This is a genomic window from Paracholeplasma manati, assembly GCF_025742995.1.
In the GTDB taxonomy this organism is placed as follows: domain Bacteria; phylum Bacillota_I; class Bacilli_A; order Acholeplasmatales; family UBA5453; genus Paracholeplasma; species Paracholeplasma manati.
On the sequence record NZ_JAOVQM010000001.1, the window covers coordinates 67,088 to 91,811 of the forward strand.

A 24,724-nucleotide genomic window follows, 5' to 3' on the forward strand; every position below is an offset into this window, starting at 1 on the left:
AACGGAACATATAGTTCCGTTATTCTGGATTAGGAGGAGATTTTCAATCTATAAAAACGACTAATTTGTCGTAGTATTGGCTGTCTTATTTTTTTTAAGTTTTTGCACAAACTGACGAACTCTAAAAGACTGTGCTGACACAGCATAAAATCCAAATACAAACATTCCCATAATAATTCTTTCAATTCCACCATCACCTAGATTGATGGTATCTAAACCGTAATATAAGAATTGCATAGCAATAGCTGCCATGATGATGCCTATATAATCTTTTGATACACTTCCAATGATGATGCCCATATAAACCGGAACAATGTATGAGAACATAATGCTTGCAGTAGATAGGTTTGATTGTGGCGGAATTTCATTTTGTGAAACGTAAATAATCGCTGCAAGTCCTATAATTAAACCATTAAAAACATAGGTCAAAATAACATTTCTAGTTTCATTAATTCCTACATTTATGGCAGCATGTTGATTATTTGCGAGCATTTTGCTCTTATAACCTATTGTCAATACTTCATTAAACAAAATATAAAGTAATACGGCTAGTGCCACAGGGATGAAGATGAGTGGAATTCTACCGAAAAACGAGAGTTTTTCTTGAGAATAAAACCCGAAAATTCCTGTGCCATCAAAAATTAAATATGTGATAGACTCGTATAATAATGTCATCCCAATAGATGTTATTACAATCGGAACTCTACCTATTACATAGACTAAACCAATCACTGTAGAAAGAATGACTGCAATCACGACAGCTGAAATTAATGCGATAACAGGGCTCCCCGTCATCAAACCAATATTACCTGCTATGATTCCTGTTAATGCGATGGATGCGCCTAATGAGAAATCAAATCGTCCATTTTTAAGTTGTAAACGGATTGCCAATGAAATAGAGACAGATAGACATGTGCCTAACACGACAGTATTGATCAAGTCTGAACCCAAATATATGTATTTTCCATTTACATAAGCATTTTCATTGGTCACTGTAACAAGTACCATGACTAAAAACATAGCAACTGGGAACAGTGCAGATAATCCGATTCTTTTTAATAGAGATGTGGTTTTGGTCTTTATGCTCATAATTTAATCATCCTTTTGTGTTTCTTGAGGGTGCATTTTGCACCCTCAACTACACATATTTTTATTGAATATCGTTAATTGTCATTTGTGATAACGCTTCTAACAAGCCTGCATATGTTGAATTGCTATTGCCAAATGCTGTTAAGTTTAATACAGCATCTGAATCTAAAAATGCATCCTCATATAAACCTGTATAGTAAATGTTCGTTTTGAATTTTGTCAAATCAGACTCACTATTGATGACTATCGGTTCAAGACTGATTCGTTGAGCTACCTCTGGCATATCATCAAATTCAACACCATATAGTTTATTCAACATTAATACCAATGAGTATGTAAGGGACTCAATAGCAACAACCTCAGTGTGTTGGTATGTTTTTGCACCAGTGGTGGCAAAGTTATCGTCCATGCCTTGTTCCCACCCAGATGTAAAGATTTTTAATGAGTTGTGTAAGCCCGCATTTACCATTGGAGGGTAAACGAAACCTGCGCCTGCTGCAAAACTAATGACTGCATCAATACCAGGATGCTTAGTAAAGTAAGTGCTACTAATCGGTCTAAACGAAATGATATCAACTTCAGAATCAAGTGGATCTACGGTGATTGGATTTGTAGCAGTTTTATTATATTCGTTCACAGCTGCAACAAATTGAGCGGCTGCAGTGTGGTGTGTAGGAAATGCCCAAGTAGGAAACACGACCATTGAAACATGATCAATTATTTCTGTTGGGTTAGCTGTGTTATACTCAATCAATGAACGGAAAAATGAATTACCACGATCAATTTCAGTAGAGATGTAGCCGTCTGCAACAGTTCCTAAAAAGTATTCACTCTCGTATACTTCTTCAAATGAATCTCTATATGATGTATCAAAATCAGATAGAAAACCAGCTAAATAAACCCCGGCAGCTTCACATTCTTCTACGATGGAAGGCATGCCTAAATCCATTGAAATTAAAATACCATCTGCGCCAGCAGCGATTAGTTCTTGAATCTTAGTCAAGTTGGTTGCTTCATCTGTTTGGGTCAATTTCGTGTAAATGACCTCAAAGTCCAGCGCTTCTCCTAGACCTTCAAGATAGCTCTTGATAGCTGTTACAGATGGACCGCTATCACTATAATGTGCAACACCGATTGTAAAATGTTGTAATTTTACGTCGTTTTTGCATGCGGATAATGAAACGATTGAAAACAAAACCAATGCAAATAAAACTAACTTTTTCATACTTTTCTCCTTTTTATGTAAATGTAATCTCTACATTATTACCTTGGCAATATTAAATCTTTAGACCTTGAAGTTAATAATACGATGACAATGAATATGAGTGCTTTAACTAGATTAATCATAATCATCGAAACACCCATCGTTGCAAGCACATTTGACAGTAGAACAAATATGAGTGAGCCTATAATAGCACTACTCATTTTGGATTTCATTCCACCAGACAGTGGCATACCTCCCAATATAAGAATTACCATTAAATCGAGATGATAACCTGAACCCGTACCATTACCTGCTGAACCTGTTCTCATCAAAATTAAGAACGACCCCACAGCAATCATTACAGCAAAACCAAAATACGCATAAATTTTATACTTGCTAACTTGAATCCCTGATTGAACCGCTACTTTTGTATTTGCACCAATAATGCGAATGTATTTTCCAACATTGGTGAACCTAAATATATACGAATATATGAGCGAAAATATAATAATAATTACTAATAATAACACGTTGTAATCCTCGCGATTGGTTGGTCTAATCCGGATATTTAAGTTAATGCTATTGACCCCTGTGCTTGACATCAACAAAAATTGAACACCTGTGAATATAAACATGAGAAATAGTGAAGTGACAATTGAGGGTAGTTTTAACTGGGCTGATATATATGCATTGATCCAACCACTAAATAACGCTAAAACTAAAATAACCATGAATGCGATAAAAAGTGTAAAGAATGTTGCTCCTAAAGCATTGGTAATCATGACCATCAAAATGATATAAACACCAATTTGTTGTCCAATACTAATATCCAAATTCCCTAAAGAATATATCAAAACACCACCCAGTGCAATTATGATGTAGGGTGACACCGTTTGAAGTAAAACGCCAATGTTATATTCAAGTCTTCTACCACTATAAATAACGAACAAAATGGAAACAACTATAAAACCCGAATAAGAGATAAGGTTATGGTCTTTGATGAAGTTGAAAACTGAATTTAAGTATTTGCTTTTCATGGTTTACCACTCCTTAAATCATGTACTGGATAATATCTTGTTCTGATAGTTGTTCACTTCTGTAAAACTCTTTGGTTATCTCATTGTTTTTCATAATGATAATACGATCCGACATCCCAATTAGTTCTGGCAATTCTTCACTAATCATTAAGATGGATTTACCTTGTTTTTTCATTTGATACATTAATTTATACATCGATTGTTTTACACCAACGTCCACACCACGTGTTGGACATACCATGATAATCACTTCTGAATTTCTTGAAGTCCATTTCGCGAAAGATACTTTTTGTTTGTTGCCACCACTTAAGGTATTCACAATCTGTGATACATTTCGAGCTTTTATACTGTAAAAGTTCATTTCCTTTTTACTGATTTTCTTCTCTTTAAGTGGATTAACAAAACCAAATTTCTTTAACTGGCTCAGTGAAGGCAAAACGATATTTTCTAGTATAGATGCTTTTAGTACAACAGCCTCTTCATCACGATTTTTCGAGATAAAACCGATGTCTTTAGTGATTGCATCATGTGGATTTTTGACAATTTGTCCATGTCGTAATACTTCACCTTCGTCAGGTGTTTCTAGTCCAAATGCTGCACGGGCAATGATATGCATTCCCGAACCATTTAAGCCTCCGAAGCCGAGAATTTCACCTTTATGCAATTGAAATGAAATACGTTTCAAATCACCAACACTGACGTTATTAAACTCTAATGCGACGTCAGGTGAACAACTATAATCATAATCTTTTCTATAATATTCATCACCGATATCCCTACCGACCATCAAAGTTCTTATCCGTTGAACCACATCATTTTTATGCATGTCTTCAGGTTCTAAATGACCAACAATCTGCCCATCCCTTAAAACAGAAAGATGGGTACATTGCGAGATAATTTCATTGATGTCATGTGAAATAAAGATGACACTCTTACCTTCTTGTTTAAATCTCTGCATGATTTTATAGACTAAATCACGACCTTCATGGGAAATAGCTGTTGTAGTCTCGTCTAAAATCAATATTTCTAAGTCGTCGCGCATACAACGTGCAATTTCGATCAATTTACAATCCTCATAATTATATTTATTGATCATATCAGTCGCATTTATATGGTTTATACCAAGTTTTTTAAGTAATTCGCTAGCAGCTCTGTTCATTTTATTTTTGTCTAAAATTCCGAACTTTGTGAAAAGGTCAAAGTTACCAGCATATATATTTTCTGCTACCGTTACGTTCTTAATAGTAGATGCCTCTTGAAGCACCATACCAATACCAAACTTTTGAGCTTCTGCCATGCTTTGGGGTTGCCATAATGCATTTCGAAAATACATCTTACCATCTGATTGTCTTTGCATACCTGAAATGATAGAGGTAATTGTAGATTTTCCACTACCATTTTCGCCAACCAATCCCCTAATTTCCCCATTATAAAATGAGACATCTACGGATTTCAAAGCTTTTGTTGGTCCAAAGTTTTTGCTCATTTTTAAAATCTTCATTAAAGGCTCATGCATAATTATTCTCCCTATTATTATGGGTTATTTTAATACCCATTTAGGTGTATCGATTAACTCTTTTTGAAATTGTAAATAGTATGGATTAAGATTATTATTATACGATTTATCTATGAATGGGACGAAGGCTTTTTGATAGAAATCTTTCCAGCTATTTGTCTCATTATTTGGAATAATAGGATAGAAAAAGACATCATTTAAATCTGCTGCAACACGATCATTTAGGGAATCTCCTAGCATAATAATGTTTTGTTTGTTATATTTAAGGGACAACTGCGCAATACAAGCTTCTTTTGTGCCTTGTTCTTGTCCAGCAACACCATGTAAATATTGCATCATGTTTTGTTCTTCCCACTCTCTCACAATGGTGTCAAAAGGGGTAGAAGAAACAATCACAATATCGGCTTTTTTGGATATTTTTTCTAATGTTTTGTGTACATATGGAAAAGGCTTCACATTTTTTACCATACGTTTGATATTTTCATCAACTTCTTTAGACCAAGCCAATGTTTGTAATATGATTGGATTAGGATTTGTTTGCATATTTATATAATCAACCAATCCTTTAGTACTTAAATTGTCTGTTTCTTTAGCCCAGTTAATTAAAGGGGTTAAGTCAGCAATTTCAATACCGCGTTCCAAGACACTTTGACGCGTTTTTAATAATTCAAATGTTCGAATAAGTGCAAGAAATCTATTATAGCCTCTTGTCTTGGAGTATAAATTAACGAATTCTGCTGTTTCTCTAACATATTTTGAAATTCCTTGTAAGTTCCAAACGAGAACTGTTGCTGGAACAAAGCACTCTTTATGTTTCAATTCCATCGTATCAAATACGCATCCATCTGAATCTATACAAACCAGGAATGGTTTGGTCGGTATTAATTTGTTTAAATCATTCATAGTATGACCTCAATGTATATTTATAGTTTTGTATCTATCATGCCACAAAAAATATCCACTGGTGATTTCCCTATGAAAGGTGATTCACCAAGTAATTTTTTGATCAATGCTTTAATTGTGTTGTCTTCACTATCATAACAATTAATGTACGTTTTGATTTGGGGCACATCAGCTAAATGAAATGGTGAATTAAATGATATAAAAATAGTTGGAATCTCATTAACATACCATGGTTTTTCATAGCCGCCTTTAAATGATGACCATGTCAATCGATTGACAGTTTGCATTTCAGCATTGATATTTGCCAATATCAACACTAAGTCATAACTTTGTTTAAAGATTTCTACCGATGATTTTCCACCGTAAATAATGTTATTAATTTTTTCCGGGTTCTTCGTAAATTCGATAAATTCGTCGTTCGTCATTTTATCTACATCAGATATGAGTTTTTTTATTGGCGAATTATAAATATCTACTTCAAATCGATACTTTTCAAGTTCATTCTTTAGAATATTACCGATATCTTTTTTCAAGCCTCCCTTGAGAAGTCTAATCATAGTGTTTTCATTTTCAAGTGGGACGAGTAAAATCTTCTTATATTTATTTGTTAATATGGGTAATATGTTTGGTTGTGTACTTTTACCAAGGGTGATTGCTCGATCAGCAATTTCATCACTTATTCTTTTAAACTCAATGTTATCAACAATGGTTGATTCACTACCTACTTGAGGATTTTTGTGTAATCCCAGTGATGCTTTTAATCCTAAAACACGTATCAAAGCGTCATTTAACCGAGTCATTGATAGTAATCCTGTTTGGAGTCCTTCTTTCATATAAAGAATGTCTTCTTCAATATCGTTATGAAACAAGAATAAATCACACCCAGCTTCAATGCACATCGGCACCAGTTCGCGTCTAGGTTTTCTTCCTGTAAGTCCAACCATATGTGAAGCATCTGAAATAATTACACCATTAAATCCGAGTTTCTGACGTAATAAATCATGTAGTAATTCCTTTGATAAAGTTGCTGGTAAGTATTCCGTTTCCTTTAAAGAAGGGTTGAGTTCTTTTTGGTAAGATGGCAACATGATGTGTCCTGCCATAACAGCTTGAACACCTTCGTTGATTAATGTTTGATAAATTCTACCAAATGTTTCGTCCCATTCTCGAGTAGACATACTATTAACCGATGAAGACAAATGATGATCTCGCTCATCAATACCATCACCAGGAAAGTGTTTGAGGGTACATGCAACATTGGATAATTTTGCACCTTCCAAAAACGCCTTACTGAATTGAATGACTTGATCTGGATTTTCACCCCATGTCCGAGTTTGTATTATTGGATTTCTCCAGTTTTTACTCAAATCTACAATTGGAGAAAACAACATATTAGATCCAGATAACATCGCCTCTTGCGCGGCGATTCGTCCCAATTCAAAAGCATATTTTGGGTCTTGCGTCGCAGCTACTTTTATTTCAAAGCCAATAAAAGTACCATCCTCTACAGCCCCTTTACCTCCGTTTTCCGCATTGGATGCGATTAATAAAGGGATTTGTGCTTTGGACTGAAGAAATCTTACCATCTCTTTCAATTCTGTTGATTTTTTGGGACTATATCTAAAACCTGCTGCTTGCGTCCTTGATAGAGTGGATGTTAAATATGCCTCATTATTTGTTGCTAACATTCCTATAAAGAGTTGTCCGATTTTTTGATCTAGTGTCATGCTTTCTAAAGTCTTATGCACCCAATCGATGTCTGTTTTAGATAAATTGAACGGTTTATTTGATAAATTAATCATATTCATGCCTGATTTCCATATCTTATTCGATTATGAAAGTCTAATTCCTCTCTTAATTAATTATGCCTGTAATGGTTATTTTGTAAATGGTTATTTTTGCCACTCAATAATATGATAAACAAAGTATTGAAGGCACATTGGATTATGATCGATTTATTAATCTATGTTGTTCGAGTTGCAAGCAATACCATACTCGTCTTCTCTTACTCATAATGTCATTATAGCAAACGCTTACATTATTTCATATTGCATTATTTATACTTCTATATTGCATTTCTTCCATTCTTTTTATATACTGAGTGTATGGCATACAATTATAACTTTAACAATTTTAAATTCTCACATAAGATCGATTTTCCAGATTCTAAAATCGATAATTATGAAAAACACTCCCATGCTGTATTCGAGTTTTTATATTTCATTGAGGGTGAAGTTGATTTTTATATCGAGAGTAGAAAATATACTTTAAAACCCCATGACTTGTTGTTCATAAAACCCGGCGAACATCATCACATGATTATCATTAAGCCTGTTCGGTACGATAGAATGGTTATTCGCTTCCCAGAATACATCATACCTAATATTTTGTTATCCGATATAAACAGGAATACAAATGTTTATAATATCAAAGATACACCGTTGATACCTGTGCTTAAACGATTTGATGAGTATAACGAGTCGTTTACTGGAGACAGACTACAGTTAATGTTCTATACACTACTAACTGAATTACTCATTCTTTTTTCTTCGATTGATGGTAACAATGGGGCAGAAGCGGAAATTATTGATGTGAACGTTTCTAACATTATCGATTACATTAATTCTAATATTAATCGTCAAATTTCTATCGATGACATCTGTAAACAATTTTTTTTATCTAAGTCAAAATTGTATAAGATATTTTTCGATGTCGTAAAAGTACCAATAGTTACTTATATTCGCAGCAAAAGAATCATTTTAGCGCACAAATTAATAACAGAGGGACACTCTCCTATCGAAATTTATGAAAGATGTGGTTACAGTCACTACTCCACATTTTATCGTACGTACTTAAAAGTGTTTGGTGTACCTCCTTCAAAAGGCCAATAACAAACACCTTCATATCAATCATGCATACGAAGGTGTTTTTATATATTGATTATTCAAACTTATTAACTGTGAAAGTAGGTATTGTAGTGATATCTTATGAACAAATGTTTAAATCAAAATGCTTAATTTTTATTTAATTAAATGATATGCGTTTTTTCCTAACTTTTTTGCTTCATACAAAGCATCATCTGCTTTTTTTAATAAGGTTCTAATGGTCGGATGGTAATCATCATTAAAGATGACAACGCCAATGCTTGCAGTTAACTTAATCTCCCCAATTGGTGTTGTCCAATGGCTTAACAAATTCAACAAGCGCGACATATTGTGCTCAATCTGATCGGTTTGATCACACATTGGCAAGACAACTACAAATTCATCTCCGCCTAGTCTGACAGGGTAACCATACTTGGTTTGGTTTGTAAAAGACTCTAGTTTAGAAGCAAACTCTTGTAAAATTTGATTTCCAACATCATGACCAAAAGTATCATTGATAGACTTGAAATTGTCCAAATCCACCATTAATACAACCCCATGTTCATAAGGGGATTCATCAAAAAAACGATATAAATGTTGTCTATTGTAAATACCTGTTAAAGAATCTCTATACGCTAGATTTTCAAGTTCTAAATAATAGCTAAACATTTTCGCTAATTTTTGAAGTAAAATGACACTCTTGTTATCATAATGGTAGGCTTCACTGCTTGCAGCACAAAGTGTACCAAATCGAGTGCCATTCTTCATTGTAATTGGTATGCCCAAATAAGAAACTGCATTGATATCATTGATGGTTTGTTTAACCTTTTCTAACCCTGAAGTACTTTGCAGGTTTTCAATAATCAGTGGTGCATCACTCCTATAGTCAATTAAGTTACATATAGCATCTTCCACAGGAATGGTCGTGCCTTCTTCAAGGTGGATATTCAAATCATTTTTTTGAACTTTCAAAGTCACTTGAGTGAAATCATTGAGTGAGTTGATGTAAAGTGTTTGATTCGGTAAAATCTCAGAAGCTAAACTTAAAATGTCGCTTGCGAGCATATCAAAATTTTGATACGAAATAACTTCTTTAGTGAGTAAACTCTTCATTGGTTTCTCCCCCAATCCTTTTGAAGTGATCCTGTTAGCAACCAAGGGTTAACAACTGGATATGTTAATTATTATACAGTACATCTTAATAATTCCTTATAAATTTGTTTCAAACGGTTCTTTATGGTCATAAATTTAATACTTATTTAAGAATAACGATCATTTTAACCGCATTTTGAGGATTTGTTCATCGTCATCCATCTCATGGGTGTCTTCGAAACCACATGTAATATAGAACTGATAGGGCATAGGGTCATGCATTGTGCAAGTCACATACCAATAAGCCATACCATCTTCTATCGCTTTTTGTTTGAGGATGTCGATGACCTGTTTTCCATAGCCTTTGTTTTGGTATGGTTTCGCAATCATGAATCGCCATAAAAAATAAGCGGGTTGGTCCGCTTCTGGAATATCATCGTCCTGGAGTGCCATCATCACAAACCCAATCGGTTCTTCATCTAAATAAATCGCTCTTGGCCATGCGCGTTCTAAATTTACATACGCTTGAGCGATAGACACCACATTCGGTGCGACGCTCTTCTTTTGGGATTCATCCAATGTATCCGATAATTGAATGATGGCTCTAAAATTATCAGGTGTGATTTCTCTTAAGGTAATCATGATATCATCTCCTTAGTTTATTGTAACATTTTTTCGTTATTTAGAGATGATATAATAAAGCGTGAGGTAATGCATATGAATGACATTCAATCTTTTTTTAATAGATTCATTGAACAATCCCATAGAGATTCCAATGCACGTTATGTCGATGTGTATCATTTTGAGCTCAACGAGTACTGGGCAAATGAATTGTTACGTTTGGTGCTCATTGGACAAAAGAAAGCTACAGCATCCAGTTACGACAGTTTCAAATTAGGCAATGAAACCCTTCCCAAAAAAGGTGATTTAAATATCATCACCGATTTTGCAGGAAACCCTCGATGTGTGGTTGAAACCAAACAAATCACCATCCTGCCTTTTAAAGATTTTACCTACGAAATTGTGAAACGTGAAGGTGAGGATGACAATTTAGAGTCTTGGCAACAAGGACACATCCGATTCTTTACAGCTGAAGGCAAAGCACTTGGATATACCTTTAGTGAGGATATGTTGGTTGTATTCGAAGATTTTGAAGTGGTCTATCAAGAATAAAACGGCATTTTTAGCCGTTGTCTTATTTATTCACCTGAAATCACGAGTGATTCAACCAATACCGATGGGCTAGCAACCCCAGATAAATTGAACTTTAAATCACTACCTAAAGTGACTATATGGTTCATCATCTCAAAGAAATTACCTGAAACCACAATCATCTTAACAGCACGAACAATCTTGCCTTGTTCAATCTTTTGACCTGCTGCTTGTAAGCTAAATTCACCAGAAATGGTTTTAACACCGGCATGTAGTCCAATCAAATCAGTGATTAATACACCATCTTCTACCCCTTTAATCATATCTTCTAAAGAGGTATTGCCTGGTTGTAAAACAAAGTTTGACATTTGGATAGAACCCCCAAAGCCATTGCCGGTTGGTTCCGTATTGAAAATCTTCGCTGTTTTTAAGTTATGGTTAAACCCGGTGAATACACCATCTTTAACCACGTAGCGCTGTTGACATGCGACACCTTCATCATCAAATGGTACTTTGAAGAATGCATCTTGATGGAGTGGATCATTGACCAAATTGATCTTTGAGTCAAAAATGGGTTTACCAACTTTATCTTTCAGTGGGGTGATGTTACGATATGCAGCTTCCCCAGAGAAAATGCTTGAAAACACATTTAAAATGTCTGAGAACATTTCGTTGTTGAAGATCACTGGATAGGCTTTGGTTGGAATCGATTTACCACCCAGTTTCGCAAGCCCCATGTCTAAAGTCGTTTGAATCATTTGATCCACATTGAAGTCTTCAAACTTCTTGGCTAACTTGATATCATAAGCGGTTTGGATATCGGATTCATCCTTTTTAAATACACCAATCGCGTAAGCATAAGCATAAGATTGTGTTCTTGATAGGTTTAATCCTTTGGAGTTCACTAAAGTAGTTACTGACGCAACTTCTTGGTACTGTGTGGTTTGAACTTGAGATACGGCTGGATTTTTAAGTAAACCTTGTTCTAATTTTTTCAAGAGGTTGATTTTATCGATGACTGGTACAGCACTAAAATCAAACTTGTCTTCTTCAACCACTGGATAGGATTTAGATCCTTCAAAAATGATGGCTGGTTCAACAACTGTCAATGCTTTCGCATTTTCAATCAATTGATTAAGCATATGATCCACGTTTTCTAAAGAGAGGTTTTCAAAACGTACAGTCGATAACTTGTTTTGATAAATCCCACGAATCGTGACCGATTCAACTTCGCTTTGAACGTGTTGATCCAATTTATTTTGATAAACAGACAGCTTTAAACTTCTGTTCTTAACTGCGTATATTTCAAGGTCAGTGATGCCTTTATCTAACCCTAATTTTAACCATGTTTGATACATTATTTTTTACCCCCTGCACCACCGACGGTCATCGAAGACACACGAATGGTTGGTTGACCCACGTCGACTGGAATACTACCGGATAGTGAACCACACATACCTTGTCCGAATTCTAGATTATCAGCGACACGGTCAATCTTAAATAAGACATCTTTACCATGTCCAATCAGCATCGCACCACGGACTGGCTTGGTGAGCTTACCATCTTCAATGAGATACCCTTCTTGAACCGCGAAATTGAACTCACCTGTGGCTGGTACAACGGTACCACCACCGAGTTTTTTCGCGAATAGACCGTACTTAGTATCCTTGATAATATCTTCAAACTTATCGGTACCTGGTGCGATATAAGTAGAATTCATTCTCGAGGTTGGTGAGAATTTATAAGATTGTCTACGACCGGATCCAGTCGGTGCCATCTTCATCTTACGACCATTTCGGTAATCGATGAGATATCCTTTTAATACGCCATTTTCAATGAGTAGATTCTTTTGGGTTGGTTTGCCTTCATCATCAAAGGATAATCTACCCCAAGCCGATTCCACGTCACCATCGTCATACGCCGTAACTTTATCAGAACCGACTTTTTCACCGAGTTTTCCGACGAATGGAGATAACCCTTTCGCCACCGCTGTCGCTTCGAGTGGGTGACCACAAGCTTCATGGAAAATAACCCCACCAAACCCATTGTGTAAAACGACAGGCATGACTTGAGGCACCATATCTTCGGCTGATAATAATGTGATACTGGAGGTTGCTACTTCTTTCGCAAGCTGATCAAAATCAATTTCATCAAAGATTTCTAATCCCATGTAACGCCCTGGACCTTCTCCAGCTTGTTGCATAACCCCGTTCTCTGAGGACGCAGCCATTAAATACACGCGAGTGTAGGTTCTGAGATCATCTTGATAAACACCTTCACTATTTACCACTAAAACCTTTTGTCTTGTTTCAATCAATTGAACCATCGATTGAACGATTCTAGGGTCGTGGTTTTTCATGATGTGTGATAAGTGTTGAAGTTTCACTGTTTTTTCAGCGACAGGAACACTTTCCATCGGACGTTTGATGTTATTGATATAAGGTTTTGGCTCCCCTAGAGGCACTGCATTATGCAATGGTCCTGAAAAAGAAGCGCGTAAATTCTTAACCAATTTTTCTAACGATTCCAATGAAACATCATTGGTAAATCCATACACTTCATCGGTGTTTTGAATGAGTCTAACTCCTGCCCCGTGGACATTTCCACGGTCGATGGATGTGACTTCACCATTCATCACACGAATGATCGAAGACGCGGTGTCTTCTAAAAAGATTTCTGCGAAGTCAGCCCCAGTTTGGAGGGCATCTTCTAATAAGATTTGTAGCTGTTGTTTTTCTAACATAGTCTTACCTCGTTTATTGTTATCAATTCTATCTCATTGAATACTTTTTTGCAATACATACCCTCAAATCACACAAAAATAAGTCATTTTGATACCTTTATTTAGAAATAGGGCTATACTATAGGTAGGGGATGATACCATGGGCTTCTTTGAAACCATTCGTTACACATTGATTAAAAAGGATAAAAACATCGAAATTAGACAATACGATGTCTTCCTACTCGCATCCACCAAAACGCTCTCTAATAAGCAATTCGATTCGGGTTTTATGAATGTGTTTAATTATATCTCAGGCGATAACCATACCTCTGAAAAAATATCGATGACCACCCCAGTGGTATCTTATGAAGAGGATGATCAATTGGTCACGGGGTTTTATGTGCCTTCCAAGTACGATAAGACAAACGTTCCAAAACCGACCAGTGAACATGTCTTCATCCAAGAAAACGAAGCTTCGATATACGCAGTGATTCGTTTCAGTGGGGGTTGGCGTGAAAAGAATTTTAAGGTTGCTGAAGAGAGACTTATGGATTATTTGAATCAAAACCATTATGAAATCCTGTCAAATCGAATCATCTTCAGGTATCAACCACCGTTCATACCAGGGTTCTTAAGACGAAATGAAATCGCCTTTAAAATCAAATACACCTAAAACAAAACCGATAGCGCAAACTATCGGTTTTCATATATTATAGGTTTTGAGTAATGAGTTGGATAACTTCATGACGATCAGAAGCATTTCTCACATCATACTTATCCATATCAATCATGACCACTTTAGAAGCTTTATAATGGTGTAAGACCCAATCATCATAGTTTTCCCATAAGAATTTGTAATAATCCACCAAGGATTGGTCTAATTCATAACTTCTACCACGGAGCTGAATGCGTTTAAGTACGGTTTCAAATGAACCTTTGAGATAGACCATCAAATCTGGAGCCTTCTTAGGTAACCCTGTAAGTTCTTCCATCATGTTTTTTAGAAGTTTTTCATACATTTCAAATTCAAGATCAGAGATTCTGCCCAAATCACGATTTCTTTTTGCGAAATACCAGTCTTCATAGATAGAACGGTCAATGATGTTGTTTTCATGTTGTAGCGCATCTTTGATGGTCTTAAATCTAGAATTCAAGAAATAGAGTTGTAAAAGAAATGGGTATCTTTTCGCTTCAATCTCTTCTTTTGAAGAGGTATAGAATAATGGTAATATGGGATTATCATCGACCGATTCATAAAATACTTGACTACCGAGTTGTTCTGCTAAGATTTCTGCTACTGTGGTCTTACCCAGACCGATCATACCGCCAATGACTATCACCATTTTGTCTCCTTTATAAATAGAACATGCTCGTATCTAAAGATTTAGAATGAGCATGGTTCACTTGAGTTGCTTCTATAGCACTTATACCTATTGTAATAGAAGTTACTTTATGGTGTCAAGGTTATCAAAATCATTATGATTAGGTCTATAATTAGTCAAAATCAGTATTCATTTCATTGAAAAATCCATTCACTATTTTTTAATATATTTTTAAGTGCAATTTATTTTGAAACCGTAATATTGCGTGATATGATAACGGTACAAAAGGTAGAAAAGGAGATTTTTATGTCAGAAAAAGCGTTAAAAAGAGACCCACTTGCGTTTGATAGTCTAATTCGCTTCAACAAGATCATGGGTTCGGTTCACCTTATTCAAGGCGTCTTGATGATGCTATTTGCATTTTTAGTTTATCCTAATTTGGATGGCACCGGTACACAAACATTTACAATTCCTGTGATTGGGAATTACTTAAACTTCGTTGAAGGTCAAGGTTTGGTCTTAACCCCTACAGAAACCTTATTCGAATTACCATTCTTACCATTAACAGCTAGCTTCTTACTCATTTCTGCATTGTTCCATTTCATCATTGCTTTCCCTTATAAAGACAAATACGTCGCTGACTTAAAAGTCGGTATCAACAAACTCAGATGGTACGAATATGCCCTATCTTCTTCATTGATGATCGTATTGATCTCTTCATTATTTGGTGTCAGAGACGTTGCCGTATTCGCGTTGATTGCTCTCGCAAATGCTGCGATGAACTTATTCGGTTTAGACATGGAATTACTCAATGCGGGCGAATCCAAAGCTGGTAAAAAAGTCAATTGGTTACCATTTATTTTCGGTTCAATCATCGGTTTAGCCCCTTGGGTAGCGATTGCGTTCTATATTGGAGTTAACCCTAATTTAGCCAATGTACCCGGATTTGTTTGGGCCATCTTAGTCACTTACTTTGTTGCGTTCAACACATTCCCAGTCAACATGGTATTACAATACTTAGGTAAAGGTAAATTCAAAAACTATCTTTATGGTGAAAGAGGTTATATCATTCTTTCCTTAGTAGCGAAGACCATTTTAACTTGGTTAGTGCTATTTGGTGCGTTCCAACCTTAATCTTGATTCAATCAAAGTCATTCTTTATGAATGGCTTTTTTTGTTATTTTGATGGGTTTTACGGTTATAATAAATGTAATGACTCAAATAAAGGAGAACAATTTTATGAAACAACGAATGCTCGGAAAGACCGGTGTGATGGTCAGTGAAATCGCCCTCGGTTGTTGGCAACTCGGTGCGGTTTGGGGTGAACCTTTCAACCCAGAAATCGCGTTAAATACACTGAAAACAGCGACATCACAAGGCATCAACTGTTTGGATACCGCCGATGTTTATATGGGTGGTGAATCCGAAAGAGCGATTGGTAGATACCTTCAAACATTAGATGAAAAACCATTTGTGATTACGAAGATGGGTCGTTTTCAAAGCCCACACATCGCTGCGGGATATCATGAAGATAACCTCAGAAGATTTGTCAAACAATCGTTGAAAAACCTTCAAGTGGATGCATTAGACATGGTGTTGTTACACTGTCCACCGAGTGAAGTTTACGATACGCCTGAGGTCTTTGAAAGCTTAGATATCATCAAAGCGGATGGTCTGATCAAACATTATGGCGTCAGTGTTGAAACTGTGGAAGAGGGCTTAAATGCCATCCAATACCCTGGGGTTGAAGCGATTGAAATCATCTTTAATATGTTCCGCTTGAAACCAGCAGAACACTTCTTCTTAGAAGCCAAGAAACAAAACGTTGGTATTATTGTTAGAGTACCTCTCGCATCTGGTTTACTCACAGGTAAATTTAAGAAAGATACACAGTTCAATCCAAACGACCATCGAACTTATAACCGTCAGGGTGAAAAGTTTGATATGGGTGAAACCTTCAGTGGGGTCAATTATAACACCGGTTTAGAAGCGGTTGAAGAGTTAAAGAAAGTCTTCCCAAATGAGTCCTTACCGCTCATCGCGTTGAGATGGATTTTGATGTTTGACGCGGTCAGTACCGTGATTCCTGGGGCGAGCCGTCCTGAACAAATCTTAGAGAATGCGACAGCATCCCTATTACCCCCATTAACCGAAGCTCAAATGAAACAGGTTGAAGCGATTTACAATCAATATATCAGACCACTCGTTCATCATAAGTGGTAGAAAAGGTGCCCTTTCAAAAGGCACCTCTTTTTTTACGCTATAGATTGTAAGTAAGTTAACGCGTTTTGGTAGAGCCATTCGCTACTAAAGGTAACCAAACCATTGGTTTCATCGAATACAACGGCTTTATCAATCGCACTGGAAACGAGTTCAGACGATAAGGTTTTACCATTGGTAGTGGTTGGTAATAGTTGTTGATTAACATCCCTGTTTTCAAACTCATAGAATCGTGCATCTTGAGGTAAGTTGCCAGACATTTCTGTCCACCCTCTACTGCTGATGTGTTCACCAAATGTATTTTGAATGTACATGATGGCTGCACTCTTATCCCATGGTCTGCCTAAGTCTACGGAGCCCACTGGAACGCCTTGTTCAAAGGTAAATGTGTTGTTATAGAACACATAACCAAAACTGACGAGAAGTGTATTTTGAGTGTTATAACCCTTGTTGGTTGAGATGACACCGGTTGAACGTGCCAAGGAACGAATCTCAGAATTTTCAAAGAAGGCTGGACCACCATTACCAAAGATGAAATCAACCACACCTTCAATATACACATCTAGATAATATTGACGACCTGATTTTGCATAGAGGGTATCTTGATAACCTTTGAAGGAGACTTGATAGAAAATGACTTGGTCAGCTTCATTCACCAAGGCGACCCCTTGTTTATCTGCGATGGTCGATTGATTGAAATTGAAATCATTTTGGAATGTGATGTTCTTCGCCATAAAGCCTGTGGCGGATGATTTGATTGAAACGGTAGCTGAACCTTGGGTACCCCAAGTTGAGCCATTCGGTTGTTGTGTACCAGATGCTGCGTCATAGGTAATGATCGTAGTTGCTTCATCTTCACCAATCATAATCAAACTTGGCACAGTAATCGTGACTTTTTCACGATAAGTGCCTGCCATCACATAAAGATGTTTCAAAGTTGTGGTTGGATAGTTTTGATTCACTAAATATTGTAAGGCAGATTTAACCGTTTTAAACATCATATGATTATTGATGATTTCACTGTCATACCCTAAGAAACTTTGATCGACATAAATCGAAATCGCTGTTGGAATAGATACATCTAGCGCATGGACATAGATATTGATATGAACCACATCAAAGGTCTTGTATGTGATGCTGATTTGATAATCACCAGGGGTATTGAAATCGACTTGTGAAATATCCATGGTGTATTCATTGGCGTTAAGCTTCAAGAATGTCCCATCGGTTAATACAGCTTTAACCACCAAACCATCGGTATTGAGACTTGAACCCACAGCGTATGTTTGTTTCATCAATAAGTCATCTGCTAATACGTGGGTGACCGAAACAACTTTCACTGAGAATACCTTGGTTTCATTGTTATACGTGATGGTGATATCATACTCACCATCTTGGGTGTTATCGAATAGGGTTGAATCGATTTGATATAAAGCGGACTCTAATAACGTACTAGAACCATCCGAGAAGGTAGCGTAAACAGCTAGATTGGTTAAATCCAAGGTTTCACCTACCAAATAATACTTTTTGACTTGTGATGTTGAAAGTGAGAATCCAGTTTCAACCACAGGGCCAGTATCATCTGATTGTCTTGCAATAGAGCCATTTAAGTATTTAAAGAAGGTTGCGTTAAATCCACTTTGGTCAAACCAGGCTTGCGTAATTTCAGCGTTGGTTAACCCAGTACCTTCAGGCATCGCAATCGGTGCTGTACCGACCATAAATACGGTGGTTTCGCTGGCGTAGTATAAATTGGTTAAGGTCGCTGTTGAACCACTTGGTAAGTTACCTACACCGATTTTGTTGGTGTTGGTCCCTGAGGTTTGTGTGATATCAGATATAAACACTTGATCAGCGATGATGGTTGAACCTGAAATGTTGGTACCTAAAATAGAACCGACATTCTTACCAGAAGAAACGCTGCCTTTAACCACAATTTGTCTGACGGTTAATGTAATACCTGCTGCGTTTAAACGGCCCATAATCGCACCTGCCGCTTGGTTAGGTGCAGCCACTTTAGAATCAAAGTAAACATTTTCAACATCGATGGTAACGGCTTTTCTTGCGGCACCAATCAACCCACCCACATAGGAACTACCTTCAATCCAGTGATTTTCATCATTGATGACGGTAATATTTCGAATGATGATGGTGGTTTCGTTAGCGTCATTGATGACATCCCCAAACAATAAAGCTGCGTAAGACCCGGCATGAATAACCGATACATTGAAGAATGAGATATTTTCAAATCGAGATCCACCTTGAGCAAATGCTGAGATGAATGCAGAGGATTCGGAGGAACCACCACCATTGTGGATGGAATCCACGAAGTTGATGTTCTTAACAACACCGCCATTGAGTACTTCTTTGAATAAGAAGCCCATCTTATTGCCGGAGGCGTTGATGACTGCACCACGAATGGTATATCCATGGCCATCTAAAATACCATCAAATGTTTTCGCACTACCGGTTAACGTGGTGCCAGTCATATCGATGTCATTCATCAAATGCACTTGGCCTGTTGCGCCATTGGTAATGAGGTTTAAGACATCTTCGGGTGTATATAATAAGGTACCCGTAGGTAGATCAGGATCTGTTTCGAACCTACCATACAATTCATAGTTACCCGTAGAACCGAGTGGGATGGATTCTACCAATGTACCACCTTCAGGTTGTGTAAACCACCCAACAAAGATCATACCCGTCATTTCTATGGTTCTAAAGACTGGTTCTGATTCGATGGTGTAAGTGTCATCCCCCATGGTTAAAATGGTTGCGTCTACAGGTTTCCAATAACTGATGGTATATTCGACGATTTCAAATACAGGTTTTAAAGTAATGTCTTGATCGATGATGGTTTGTGAAAAATCAAAGGCGACTTGATTGAGCTGCCACTCAACAAAGGCATAACCTAATTTTTCAGGATCGTTTTCTGGTTTAACCACGAGGTTCCCTTCAGTCACTTGACTGGTTGATAGGGTTGAACCATCTGCAGTTTCAAATGTGACCGTATATACTTCAGGGATTGCTTCCCATTTAGCATATAAGGTGATATTGGCGTTTACGATATCGGTATTAAATACCCATGGGGTGGTTAAACTTTCTTCTTTAAACCAACCCATAAAAGTATATCCTGTTTTGGTTGGATCTAATGGGGCATTTACTTTCGCACCTTCATTAACCGTTTGTGGGTTCACGGATGAACCTCCATTGGCATTAAAGGTCAGGGTAAATGTAGGGATTGGTAAGGCTTTAACCGTAACGGTGTAACTCAAGTTTTTACTAAAGTTGGTGCGTGTCACAGACGCAGTCAATGTGACTTCAATATCCCCTGTGGAATGACTTGGTCTTGTGACCACACCACTGGTGGATAGTGTTGCAGGTTGGCTGGATGCCCAAACAATATTGAAGGTTTCTCCCTCAACTTCAACTGTCGTAGGCAAAGTGATATTCTCTGTAACTTCACTCGGAATATTGAGAATATTCTGTTGAATCAAAGCATCGTAATCCACAGATGGATTTTCACATGCGAGTAAAATCGTTCCTAAAAATAGAAACACGAATAGCGTTACAATCTTCTTCACGAATACATTTCTCCTTTTTAAAATGAAAGCGCTTGTATCTTTCAATATAATGATATTTTTACATATGTCAATGCAAAAAACCCACTTTTACCAATATTTAGTATATCGTCTAATATGATAGATAATTTAATTAGTTTTTGTGGGTTTTTGTCTATTATAATATACGATTAACCATTATATCTAAAAGGGGGTATACTATAGGTATAGAAGGTGATTGGATGTCTATCAAGACTTTGGTTCAATGGTCTCCCCGTGTTTTATCCATTTTATTCACGTTATTTTTATCGATGTTTTCATTCGACGTTTTTGAAATGGCTGCCCCATGGTATGAATTATTGTTGGGATTCTTGATACACAATATTCCGACATTGATTCTCGCGATTGTGATTTTTCTCGCTTGGAAAAGACCCCTAATTGGTTCGATCGTGTTCGCTGCAGCGGGTTTATTCAATACAATCTTGGTTTTTACAAATCAAGGTTTAGAAGATTGGCTTTCAGTGGTGATTTTGGGACTCCCGGCTATCATAATAGCTATTTTGTATTATATTGATTATCGTTTTATATAGAAAAAACACCTTCGCGTTGAAGGTGTTTTCTTTCTATTCAAAGTAAAACTCAAAGGTTCTAAAGCCACTGACTGATATTTGATACTTCGATGCATAAATGACATATTTTGGTGCAATCATCCATTGTTTGTAAGTGTCTTCATCATATCCGAAAGCATCGGTGATGTCGATTGGATCACTAAAATATTCTATCTCAGATAAAGAAAACTTACTAAATTTGTTGCTTCCCAAGGCGATTGCTCTTCCTTGGTTTGTAATAAAAATCGAATTATTAACGAAGTTGCAAATGACTTGAATGATTTGTTCTGAAGGATTCAAATCTAAATTAGGAGTAATATCGACTGGACCATATTGAACAGACAATGAAACATCATAACCCAATTGTCCTACACTGTTTCGACCCATGCCAAACACCCTTCCTTGATTGGTTAGAACGAGCGTGTGTGTATTACCAAACTCAAAATCTATAATATACTCATTTGAATTTAAAGCAAAAAGGTTAGTTATATCTACAGGAATCTCTATACTCTTCACATCTTCGGTAAGTCCAAGTGCGCCAGAATAGTTATTACCCCACAGGAATAAACGCCCTTCACTAGTGAGCAAACCACCACTACGGTCATAACTTTTTTTCGCTTTTAGAATGCTTTCACCTGGCATGAAATTGAAATAGCCGGTTTGATCTACCCACTGTTTGTTATCAACCAAGTCTAGATTACTATTATCAATATAACTACCACTATTATAAACTTTACCACTTTCAGTCACGACTATCATATAGTTTTCAATGATATAGAGTTGTTCAATAATCTCTTGTCCAAATTGGAAATAATCGGTGATATCGATTGGATGACCAACTACATCGTCTTCACATAAGCCAAGATTGCAATCAAAACATCGACCCCAAGTGAAGAAACGGCCTTGGTTAGTAATGGCATAGTTTCCATTAGAACCTAGATAAATATCTACAATGATTTCATTCATTTGTAAGTCAAATTGTCCTGAAATTTCAGTTGGGGTTAATGTGTCATAACTATGGTCAAAACCGCCGCATAATAAGTATGGCGAGCCATTATGACCCCACATATAGAGTTCTCCATTTTCTAGCAATACTGCATTTGAGAACTGATTTGTAGCTAATTTACGAATTTCAGCATTAAATGTATAGCTTTGAATAAAATCAGTCACATTATTATATATTGGCTGAAGGGTAATGGCTTCATCGATCATTGTGTTTGCATTTGAACTGTAACCAGCAAACTCGAATCCAAACATAAATGGTGATTCGGGAATCATATCTTTAAAATAGGTGCCATATGGTAAATTTTCATCCACAAGTATATTCCCTTTGAAATCTAAAACTTTAAACGGATAACTTTTAACAACCCATCTAGCAAACAAATTGACATTCGAATCCACAGGTTGATTAAATGTATAAGGGGTATCACCATCATACCAACCAACAAACTCATAACCAGTCTTTAATGGTATTTCTGGTTCTATAACCACACCACTGTCTATAACATCCACTACTAAATTGGTTGAACCGTTTTGAAAGTTAAATGTAATTTGATGAACTTCAATCTCAGGGACGTTCTCTTTACATCCTGAAATAATCATCAGTGAAACAACTACTAATAATACAAAACAAATGTGTTTTCTCATGTGAGCGTCCTCCTTATCTTTGAACGTATTATTTTTTTTAGGAACGATTTTGTTTCACAACAACTTTTGTTTTTTGCATAAGTCCATTGAAACTAACTAAAAATACAATCAATGGAATCCCATAAATCTGGAATAGTCCCCATAAAACAACACTGAGTGCAGGGATTAAATCCTCGAGCGGCGTGGATTCGATTAGATCCAGTAACTCTGACCAACTAAATGATGTCGAATTCAGTAAAGACATCAAATCACTCACTGAATACGTGATTGCAGCTAAAGCAATCAAACTAATCACCATAAAAATCAACATTACCAATCTTCTCATTTTAACAACCTCCTTCGTCATGTACACATACATGATAAATAGCACTGATTTTAGAGTATATATGGAAAAAGACAAGTTATAACACTGTCCCCGAAACATACCTATTTATAACCGTTCTATTTTAATCAATCTTACCATAACTATTAATAATTGCAACAACTTTTTTATTTTTCATACTAATTTTAGTTTTATTAATCGAATAGTTGGCAAATCCAATCGTACATATTATCATATCTGTGAAACCGTGATACTATATTATTAGAAAGGATCAAGGTGTTGTTTATGACCAACAAGGAACAAATTTTATACCATCAAAATAAATACCCAAATATGCTTTTACAAGACCACGTTAAACGCATCCATCAGATGATTTTTGGTCCTGCACATGCGCACAGTCAACCTTCTTTGGATAAAGTAAAACAATATATGACTAGTGAACTCTATGAAATGAAAGTGAACGAATGTGGCGATGATATCATTGAGATTGGTCATGATTTTGTTCGTGTGGATTTGGGGTTGGTTCTCAAGGGAGAAACCACCATTGAATTATTAAGTCAAGCATTTCTGTCCAGCATGAATCCTGAGCATATAGAAAAAGAACCGGTATCCGTCATGGATCACGCTTTAAAGGAACTAGAACACATGATTGAGCTTGGGGTGTTACCTTACGATCTTGATCAATCCATCTCATGGCTTAATCAGTATCGTTCATTGGGGTATCCTGCCATCCATCATAGCGATACTTATCGTGATTTATATCACCCACATTATCGAGTCATACATTCAGAATACCTCCCAGATCTAAAAAAATAAGTGGCTATCGCTAGCCACTTTATTTATGCTTGATTGAGTTGTTCTTGTAAGCGCTCGATGAATTTACCGACATGGTAGCCATCGACGAATGCGTGATGTACTTCGATGTTCAAAGACATCATTTTTTGCCCGTTTACATCCACATATTTTCCCCATGTCAAACGCGGTATCGCGTCATACTTATCGTGATTGTGCGCGTGGGTTATCTGTGTGAAACTCGCCCAAGGAAAGGTCGATATGTAGACCAAATCCGCTTGTGCTTCTTTCGATAGATCGATGAATTGATCGCCCTGGTTACGTGAGATTTCCTGTGCAGATTGAATAAATGTTTGTCGATCTTCTGAGAAATCAACTGTCACGATTTTGAAGCGTTCTGTATTCGGTATTAGGTCAGTATATGATGGATGAATTACATCAAAAATGACTGGTGCCTCGTGCACAAAACGATACTTAAAGGCTTCAATTTTATTCATTTCTTGTAAGGCTATATGCATAAAACTCAAGTAGAAAGAGGTTTTCTCGAGTTTTACTTTTTGATACAAATGGGTGACATCTACTTGAACTGTAACACTGAACAAAGGATGGTCTAATCCTTTGTAAAAATCATAGACTTCTTTTCGATCCCAATGCTCCAAATCGATGATTTTCAT

22 protein-coding genes are annotated in these 24,724 nt (G+C 36.6%); 7 read left to right on the top strand and 15 right to left on the bottom strand.

The annotated features are described in order from the left end of the window. Positions 1 to 60: 60 nt before the first annotated feature. The 6 genes from N7548_RS00290 to N7548_RS00315 form a co-directional block, all read right to left on the bottom strand. Positions 61 to 1,089, bottom strand: a complete 1,029-nt coding sequence (locus tag N7548_RS00290; protein ID WP_263607377.1) for an ABC transporter permease — start codon at positions 1,087 to 1,089, stop codon at positions 61 to 63. A gap of 61 nt (positions 1,090 to 1,150) precedes the next feature. Then, complete coding sequence (locus tag N7548_RS00295) at positions 1,151 to 2,314, bottom strand: sugar ABC transporter substrate-binding protein (protein ID WP_263607378.1); 1,164 nt, start codon at positions 2,312 to 2,314, stop codon at positions 1,151 to 1,153. A 38-nt stretch (positions 2,315 to 2,352) separates the two neighbouring features. Beyond that, complete coding sequence (locus N7548_RS00300; RefSeq protein ID WP_263607379.1) at positions 2,353 to 3,330, bottom strand: ABC transporter permease subunit; 978 nt, start codon at positions 3,328 to 3,330, stop codon at positions 2,353 to 2,355. A 13-nt stretch (positions 3,331 to 3,343) separates the two neighbouring features. After that, positions 3,344 to 4,846: a sugar ABC transporter ATP-binding protein gene (locus N7548_RS00305; protein ID WP_263607380.1), complete on the bottom strand. Its 1,503-nt coding sequence runs from the start codon at positions 4,844 to 4,846 to the stop codon at positions 3,344 to 3,346. 24 nt (positions 4,847 to 4,870) lie between these two features. After that, positions 4,871 to 5,749: an HAD family hydrolase gene (locus N7548_RS00310; protein WP_263607381.1), complete on the bottom strand. Its 879-nt coding sequence runs from the start codon at positions 5,747 to 5,749 to the stop codon at positions 4,871 to 4,873. A 20-nt stretch (positions 5,750 to 5,769) separates the two neighbouring features. After that, on the bottom strand, positions 5,770 to 7,557 hold the full coding sequence (locus tag N7548_RS00315; RefSeq protein ID WP_263607382.1) for a glycoside hydrolase family 3 protein: 1,788 nt from the start codon (positions 7,555 to 7,557) through the stop codon (positions 5,770 to 5,772). Positions 7,558 to 7,854: 297 nt separating this feature from the next. Between N7548_RS00315 and N7548_RS00320 the strand changes: the two genes are divergently transcribed. Then, a complete protein-coding gene (locus N7548_RS00320; protein ID WP_263607383.1) occupies positions 7,855 to 8,640 on the top strand; it encodes a helix-turn-helix transcriptional regulator in 786 nt (261 codons plus the stop codon). Positions 8,641 to 8,769: 129 nt separating this feature from the next. Here the strand turns inward: N7548_RS00320 and N7548_RS00325 are convergent, their stop codons facing one another. Together N7548_RS00325 and N7548_RS00330 are read right to left on the bottom strand one after the other, a co-directional pair. Further along, positions 8,770 to 9,726 carry a sensor domain-containing diguanylate cyclase gene (locus tag N7548_RS00325; RefSeq protein WP_263607384.1) on the bottom strand — a complete coding sequence of 319 codons (957 nt, stop codon included), beginning with the start codon at positions 9,724 to 9,726 and terminating at the stop codon, positions 8,770 to 8,772. 159 nt (positions 9,727 to 9,885) lie between these two features. Continuing rightward, a complete protein-coding gene (locus N7548_RS00330) occupies positions 9,886 to 10,347 on the bottom strand; it encodes a GNAT family N-acetyltransferase (RefSeq protein WP_263607385.1) in 462 nt (153 codons plus the stop codon). Between the two features lie 75 nt (positions 10,348 to 10,422). Here N7548_RS00330 and N7548_RS00335 point away from each other — a divergent pair, with 75 nt between their 5' ends. Then, positions 10,423 to 10,878 (top strand): ASCH domain-containing protein, encoded by a 456-nt coding sequence (locus N7548_RS00335; protein WP_263607386.1) that lies wholly within the window; start codon positions 10,423 to 10,425, stop codon positions 10,876 to 10,878. Between the two features lie 26 nt (positions 10,879 to 10,904). Here the strand turns inward: N7548_RS00335 and N7548_RS00340 are convergent, their stop codons facing one another. Together N7548_RS00340 and N7548_RS00345 are read right to left on the bottom strand one after the other, a co-directional pair. Further along, on the bottom strand, positions 10,905 to 12,215 hold the full coding sequence (locus N7548_RS00340; RefSeq protein ID WP_263607387.1) for a TldD/PmbA family protein: 1,311 nt from the start codon (positions 12,213 to 12,215) through the stop codon (positions 10,905 to 10,907). Continuing rightward, a complete protein-coding gene (locus tag N7548_RS00345) occupies positions 12,215 to 13,600 on the bottom strand; it encodes a TldD/PmbA family protein (protein WP_263607388.1) in 1,386 nt (461 codons plus the stop codon). The genes N7548_RS00340 and N7548_RS00345 overlap by 1 nt, the downstream gene beginning before the upstream one ends. Before the next feature lie 139 nt (positions 13,601 to 13,739). On the opposite strand from N7548_RS00345, the gene N7548_RS00350 reads away from it, so the two are divergent. Next, complete coding sequence (locus N7548_RS00350; RefSeq protein ID WP_263607389.1) at positions 13,740 to 14,252, top strand: SOUL family heme-binding protein; 513 nt, start codon at positions 13,740 to 13,742, stop codon at positions 14,250 to 14,252. A gap of 37 nt (positions 14,253 to 14,289) precedes the next feature. Here N7548_RS00350 and N7548_RS00355 read toward each other — a convergent pair whose 3' ends face one another. Then, complete coding sequence (locus N7548_RS00355; protein WP_263607390.1) at positions 14,290 to 14,922, bottom strand: deoxynucleoside kinase; 633 nt, start codon at positions 14,920 to 14,922, stop codon at positions 14,290 to 14,292. 285 nt (positions 14,923 to 15,207) lie between these two features. On the opposite strand from N7548_RS00355, the gene heR reads away from it, so the two are divergent. Then, a complete protein-coding gene (heR, locus tag N7548_RS00360) occupies positions 15,208 to 16,035 on the top strand; it encodes a heliorhodopsin HeR (RefSeq protein ID WP_263607391.1) in 828 nt (275 codons plus the stop codon). A gap of 105 nt (positions 16,036 to 16,140) precedes the next feature. After that, positions 16,141 to 17,124 carry an aldo/keto reductase gene (locus tag N7548_RS00365; protein WP_263607392.1) on the top strand — a complete coding sequence of 328 codons (984 nt, stop codon included), beginning with the start codon at positions 16,141 to 16,143 and terminating at the stop codon, positions 17,122 to 17,124. Positions 17,125 to 17,156: 32 nt separating this feature from the next. On the opposite strand, the gene N7548_RS00370 is transcribed toward N7548_RS00365, so the two are convergent. Beyond that, entirely contained in the window at positions 17,157 to 20,705 is a 3,549-nt protein-coding gene (locus N7548_RS00370; protein WP_263607393.1) for a pectinesterase family protein, read from the bottom strand. Positions 20,706 to 20,923: 218 nt separating this feature from the next. Here N7548_RS00370 and N7548_RS00375 point away from each other — a divergent pair, with 218 nt between their 5' ends. Further along, the gene (locus N7548_RS00375) at positions 20,924 to 21,271 is read left to right on the top strand and encodes a DUF7670 domain-containing protein (protein WP_263607394.1); all 348 of its coding nucleotides are present in this window, start codon (positions 20,924 to 20,926) and stop codon (positions 21,269 to 21,271) included. 33 nt (positions 21,272 to 21,304) lie between these two features. Here N7548_RS00375 and N7548_RS00380 read toward each other — a convergent pair whose 3' ends face one another. Next, the gene (locus N7548_RS00380; RefSeq protein WP_263607395.1) at positions 21,305 to 22,936 is read right to left on the bottom strand and encodes an InlB B-repeat-containing protein; all 1,632 of its coding nucleotides are present in this window, start codon (positions 22,934 to 22,936) and stop codon (positions 21,305 to 21,307) included. A 37-nt stretch (positions 22,937 to 22,973) separates the two neighbouring features. Further along, on the bottom strand, positions 22,974 to 23,261 hold the full coding sequence (locus N7548_RS00385) for a hypothetical protein (protein WP_263607396.1): 288 nt from the start codon (positions 23,259 to 23,261) through the stop codon (positions 22,974 to 22,976). Positions 23,262 to 23,543: 282 nt separating this feature from the next. Between N7548_RS00385 and N7548_RS00390 the strand changes: the two genes are divergently transcribed. Continuing rightward, the gene (locus N7548_RS00390; RefSeq protein ID WP_263607397.1) at positions 23,544 to 24,074 is read left to right on the top strand and encodes a hypothetical protein; all 531 of its coding nucleotides are present in this window, start codon (positions 23,544 to 23,546) and stop codon (positions 24,072 to 24,074) included. A gap of 23 nt (positions 24,075 to 24,097) precedes the next feature. Here the strand turns inward: N7548_RS00390 and N7548_RS00395 are convergent, their stop codons facing one another. Further along, the gene (locus tag N7548_RS00395; RefSeq protein WP_263607398.1) at positions 24,098 to 24,724 is read right to left on the bottom strand and encodes a chloramphenicol acetyltransferase; all 627 of its coding nucleotides are present in this window, start codon (positions 24,722 to 24,724) and stop codon (positions 24,098 to 24,100) included.

Coding starts and splice junctions, on each gene's coding strand:
- N7548_RS00375 (WP_263607394.1), top strand. CDS start 20,924: ATGTCTATCAAGACTTTGGTTCAATGGTCTCCCCGTGTTTTATCCATT.
- N7548_RS00305 (WP_263607380.1), bottom strand. CDS start 4,846: ATGCATGAGCCTTTAATGAAGATTTTAAAAATGAGCAAAAACTTTGGA.
- N7548_RS00325 (WP_263607384.1), bottom strand. CDS start 9,726: ATGAAGAGTTTACTCACTAAAGAAGTTATTTCGTATCAAAATTTTGAT.
- N7548_RS00330 (WP_263607385.1), bottom strand. CDS start 10,347: ATGATTACCTTAAGAGAAATCACACCTGATAATTTTAGAGCCATCATT.
- N7548_RS00380 (WP_263607395.1), bottom strand. CDS start 22,936: ATGAGAAAACACATTTGTTTTGTATTATTAGTAGTTGTTTCACTGATG.
- N7548_RS00315 (WP_263607382.1), bottom strand. CDS start 7,557: ATGAATATGATTAATTTATCAAATAAACCGTTCAATTTATCTAAAACA.
- N7548_RS00320 (WP_263607383.1), top strand. CDS start 7,855: ATGGCATACAATTATAACTTTAACAATTTTAAATTCTCACATAAGATC.
- N7548_RS00345 (WP_263607388.1), bottom strand. CDS start 13,600: ATGTTAGAAAAACAACAGCTACAAATCTTATTAGAAGATGCCCTCCAA.
- N7548_RS00310 (WP_263607381.1), bottom strand. CDS start 5,749: ATGAATGATTTAAACAAATTAATACCGACCAAACCATTCCTGGTTTGT.
- N7548_RS00300 (WP_263607379.1), bottom strand. CDS start 3,330: ATGAAAAGCAAATACTTAAATTCAGTTTTCAACTTCATCAAAGACCAT.
- N7548_RS00390 (WP_263607397.1), top strand. CDS start 23,544: ATGACCAACAAGGAACAAATTTTATACCATCAAAATAAATACCCAAAT.
- heR (WP_263607391.1), top strand. CDS start 15,208: ATGTCAGAAAAAGCGTTAAAAAGAGACCCACTTGCGTTTGATAGTCTA.
- N7548_RS00355 (WP_263607390.1), bottom strand. CDS start 14,922: ATGGTGATAGTCATTGGCGGTATGATCGGTCTGGGTAAGACCACAGTA.
- N7548_RS00395 (WP_263607398.1), bottom strand. CDS start 24,724: ATGAAAATCATCGATTTGGAGCATTGGGATCGAAAAGAAGTCTATGAT.
- N7548_RS00340 (WP_263607387.1), bottom strand. CDS start 12,215: ATGTATCAAACATGGTTAAAATTAGGGTTAGATAAAGGCATCACTGAC.
- N7548_RS00290 (WP_263607377.1), bottom strand. CDS start 1,089: ATGAGCATAAAGACCAAAACCACATCTCTATTAAAAAGAATCGGATTA.
- N7548_RS00350 (WP_263607389.1), top strand. CDS start 13,740: ATGGGCTTCTTTGAAACCATTCGTTACACATTGATTAAAAAGGATAAA.
- N7548_RS00385 (WP_263607396.1), bottom strand. CDS start 23,261: ATGAGAAGATTGGTAATGTTGATTTTTATGGTGATTAGTTTGATTGCT.
- N7548_RS00365 (WP_263607392.1), top strand. CDS start 16,141: ATGAAACAACGAATGCTCGGAAAGACCGGTGTGATGGTCAGTGAAATC.
- N7548_RS00295 (WP_263607378.1), bottom strand. CDS start 2,314: ATGAAAAAGTTAGTTTTATTTGCATTGGTTTTGTTTTCAATCGTTTCA.
- N7548_RS00335 (WP_263607386.1), top strand. CDS start 10,423: ATGAATGACATTCAATCTTTTTTTAATAGATTCATTGAACAATCCCAT.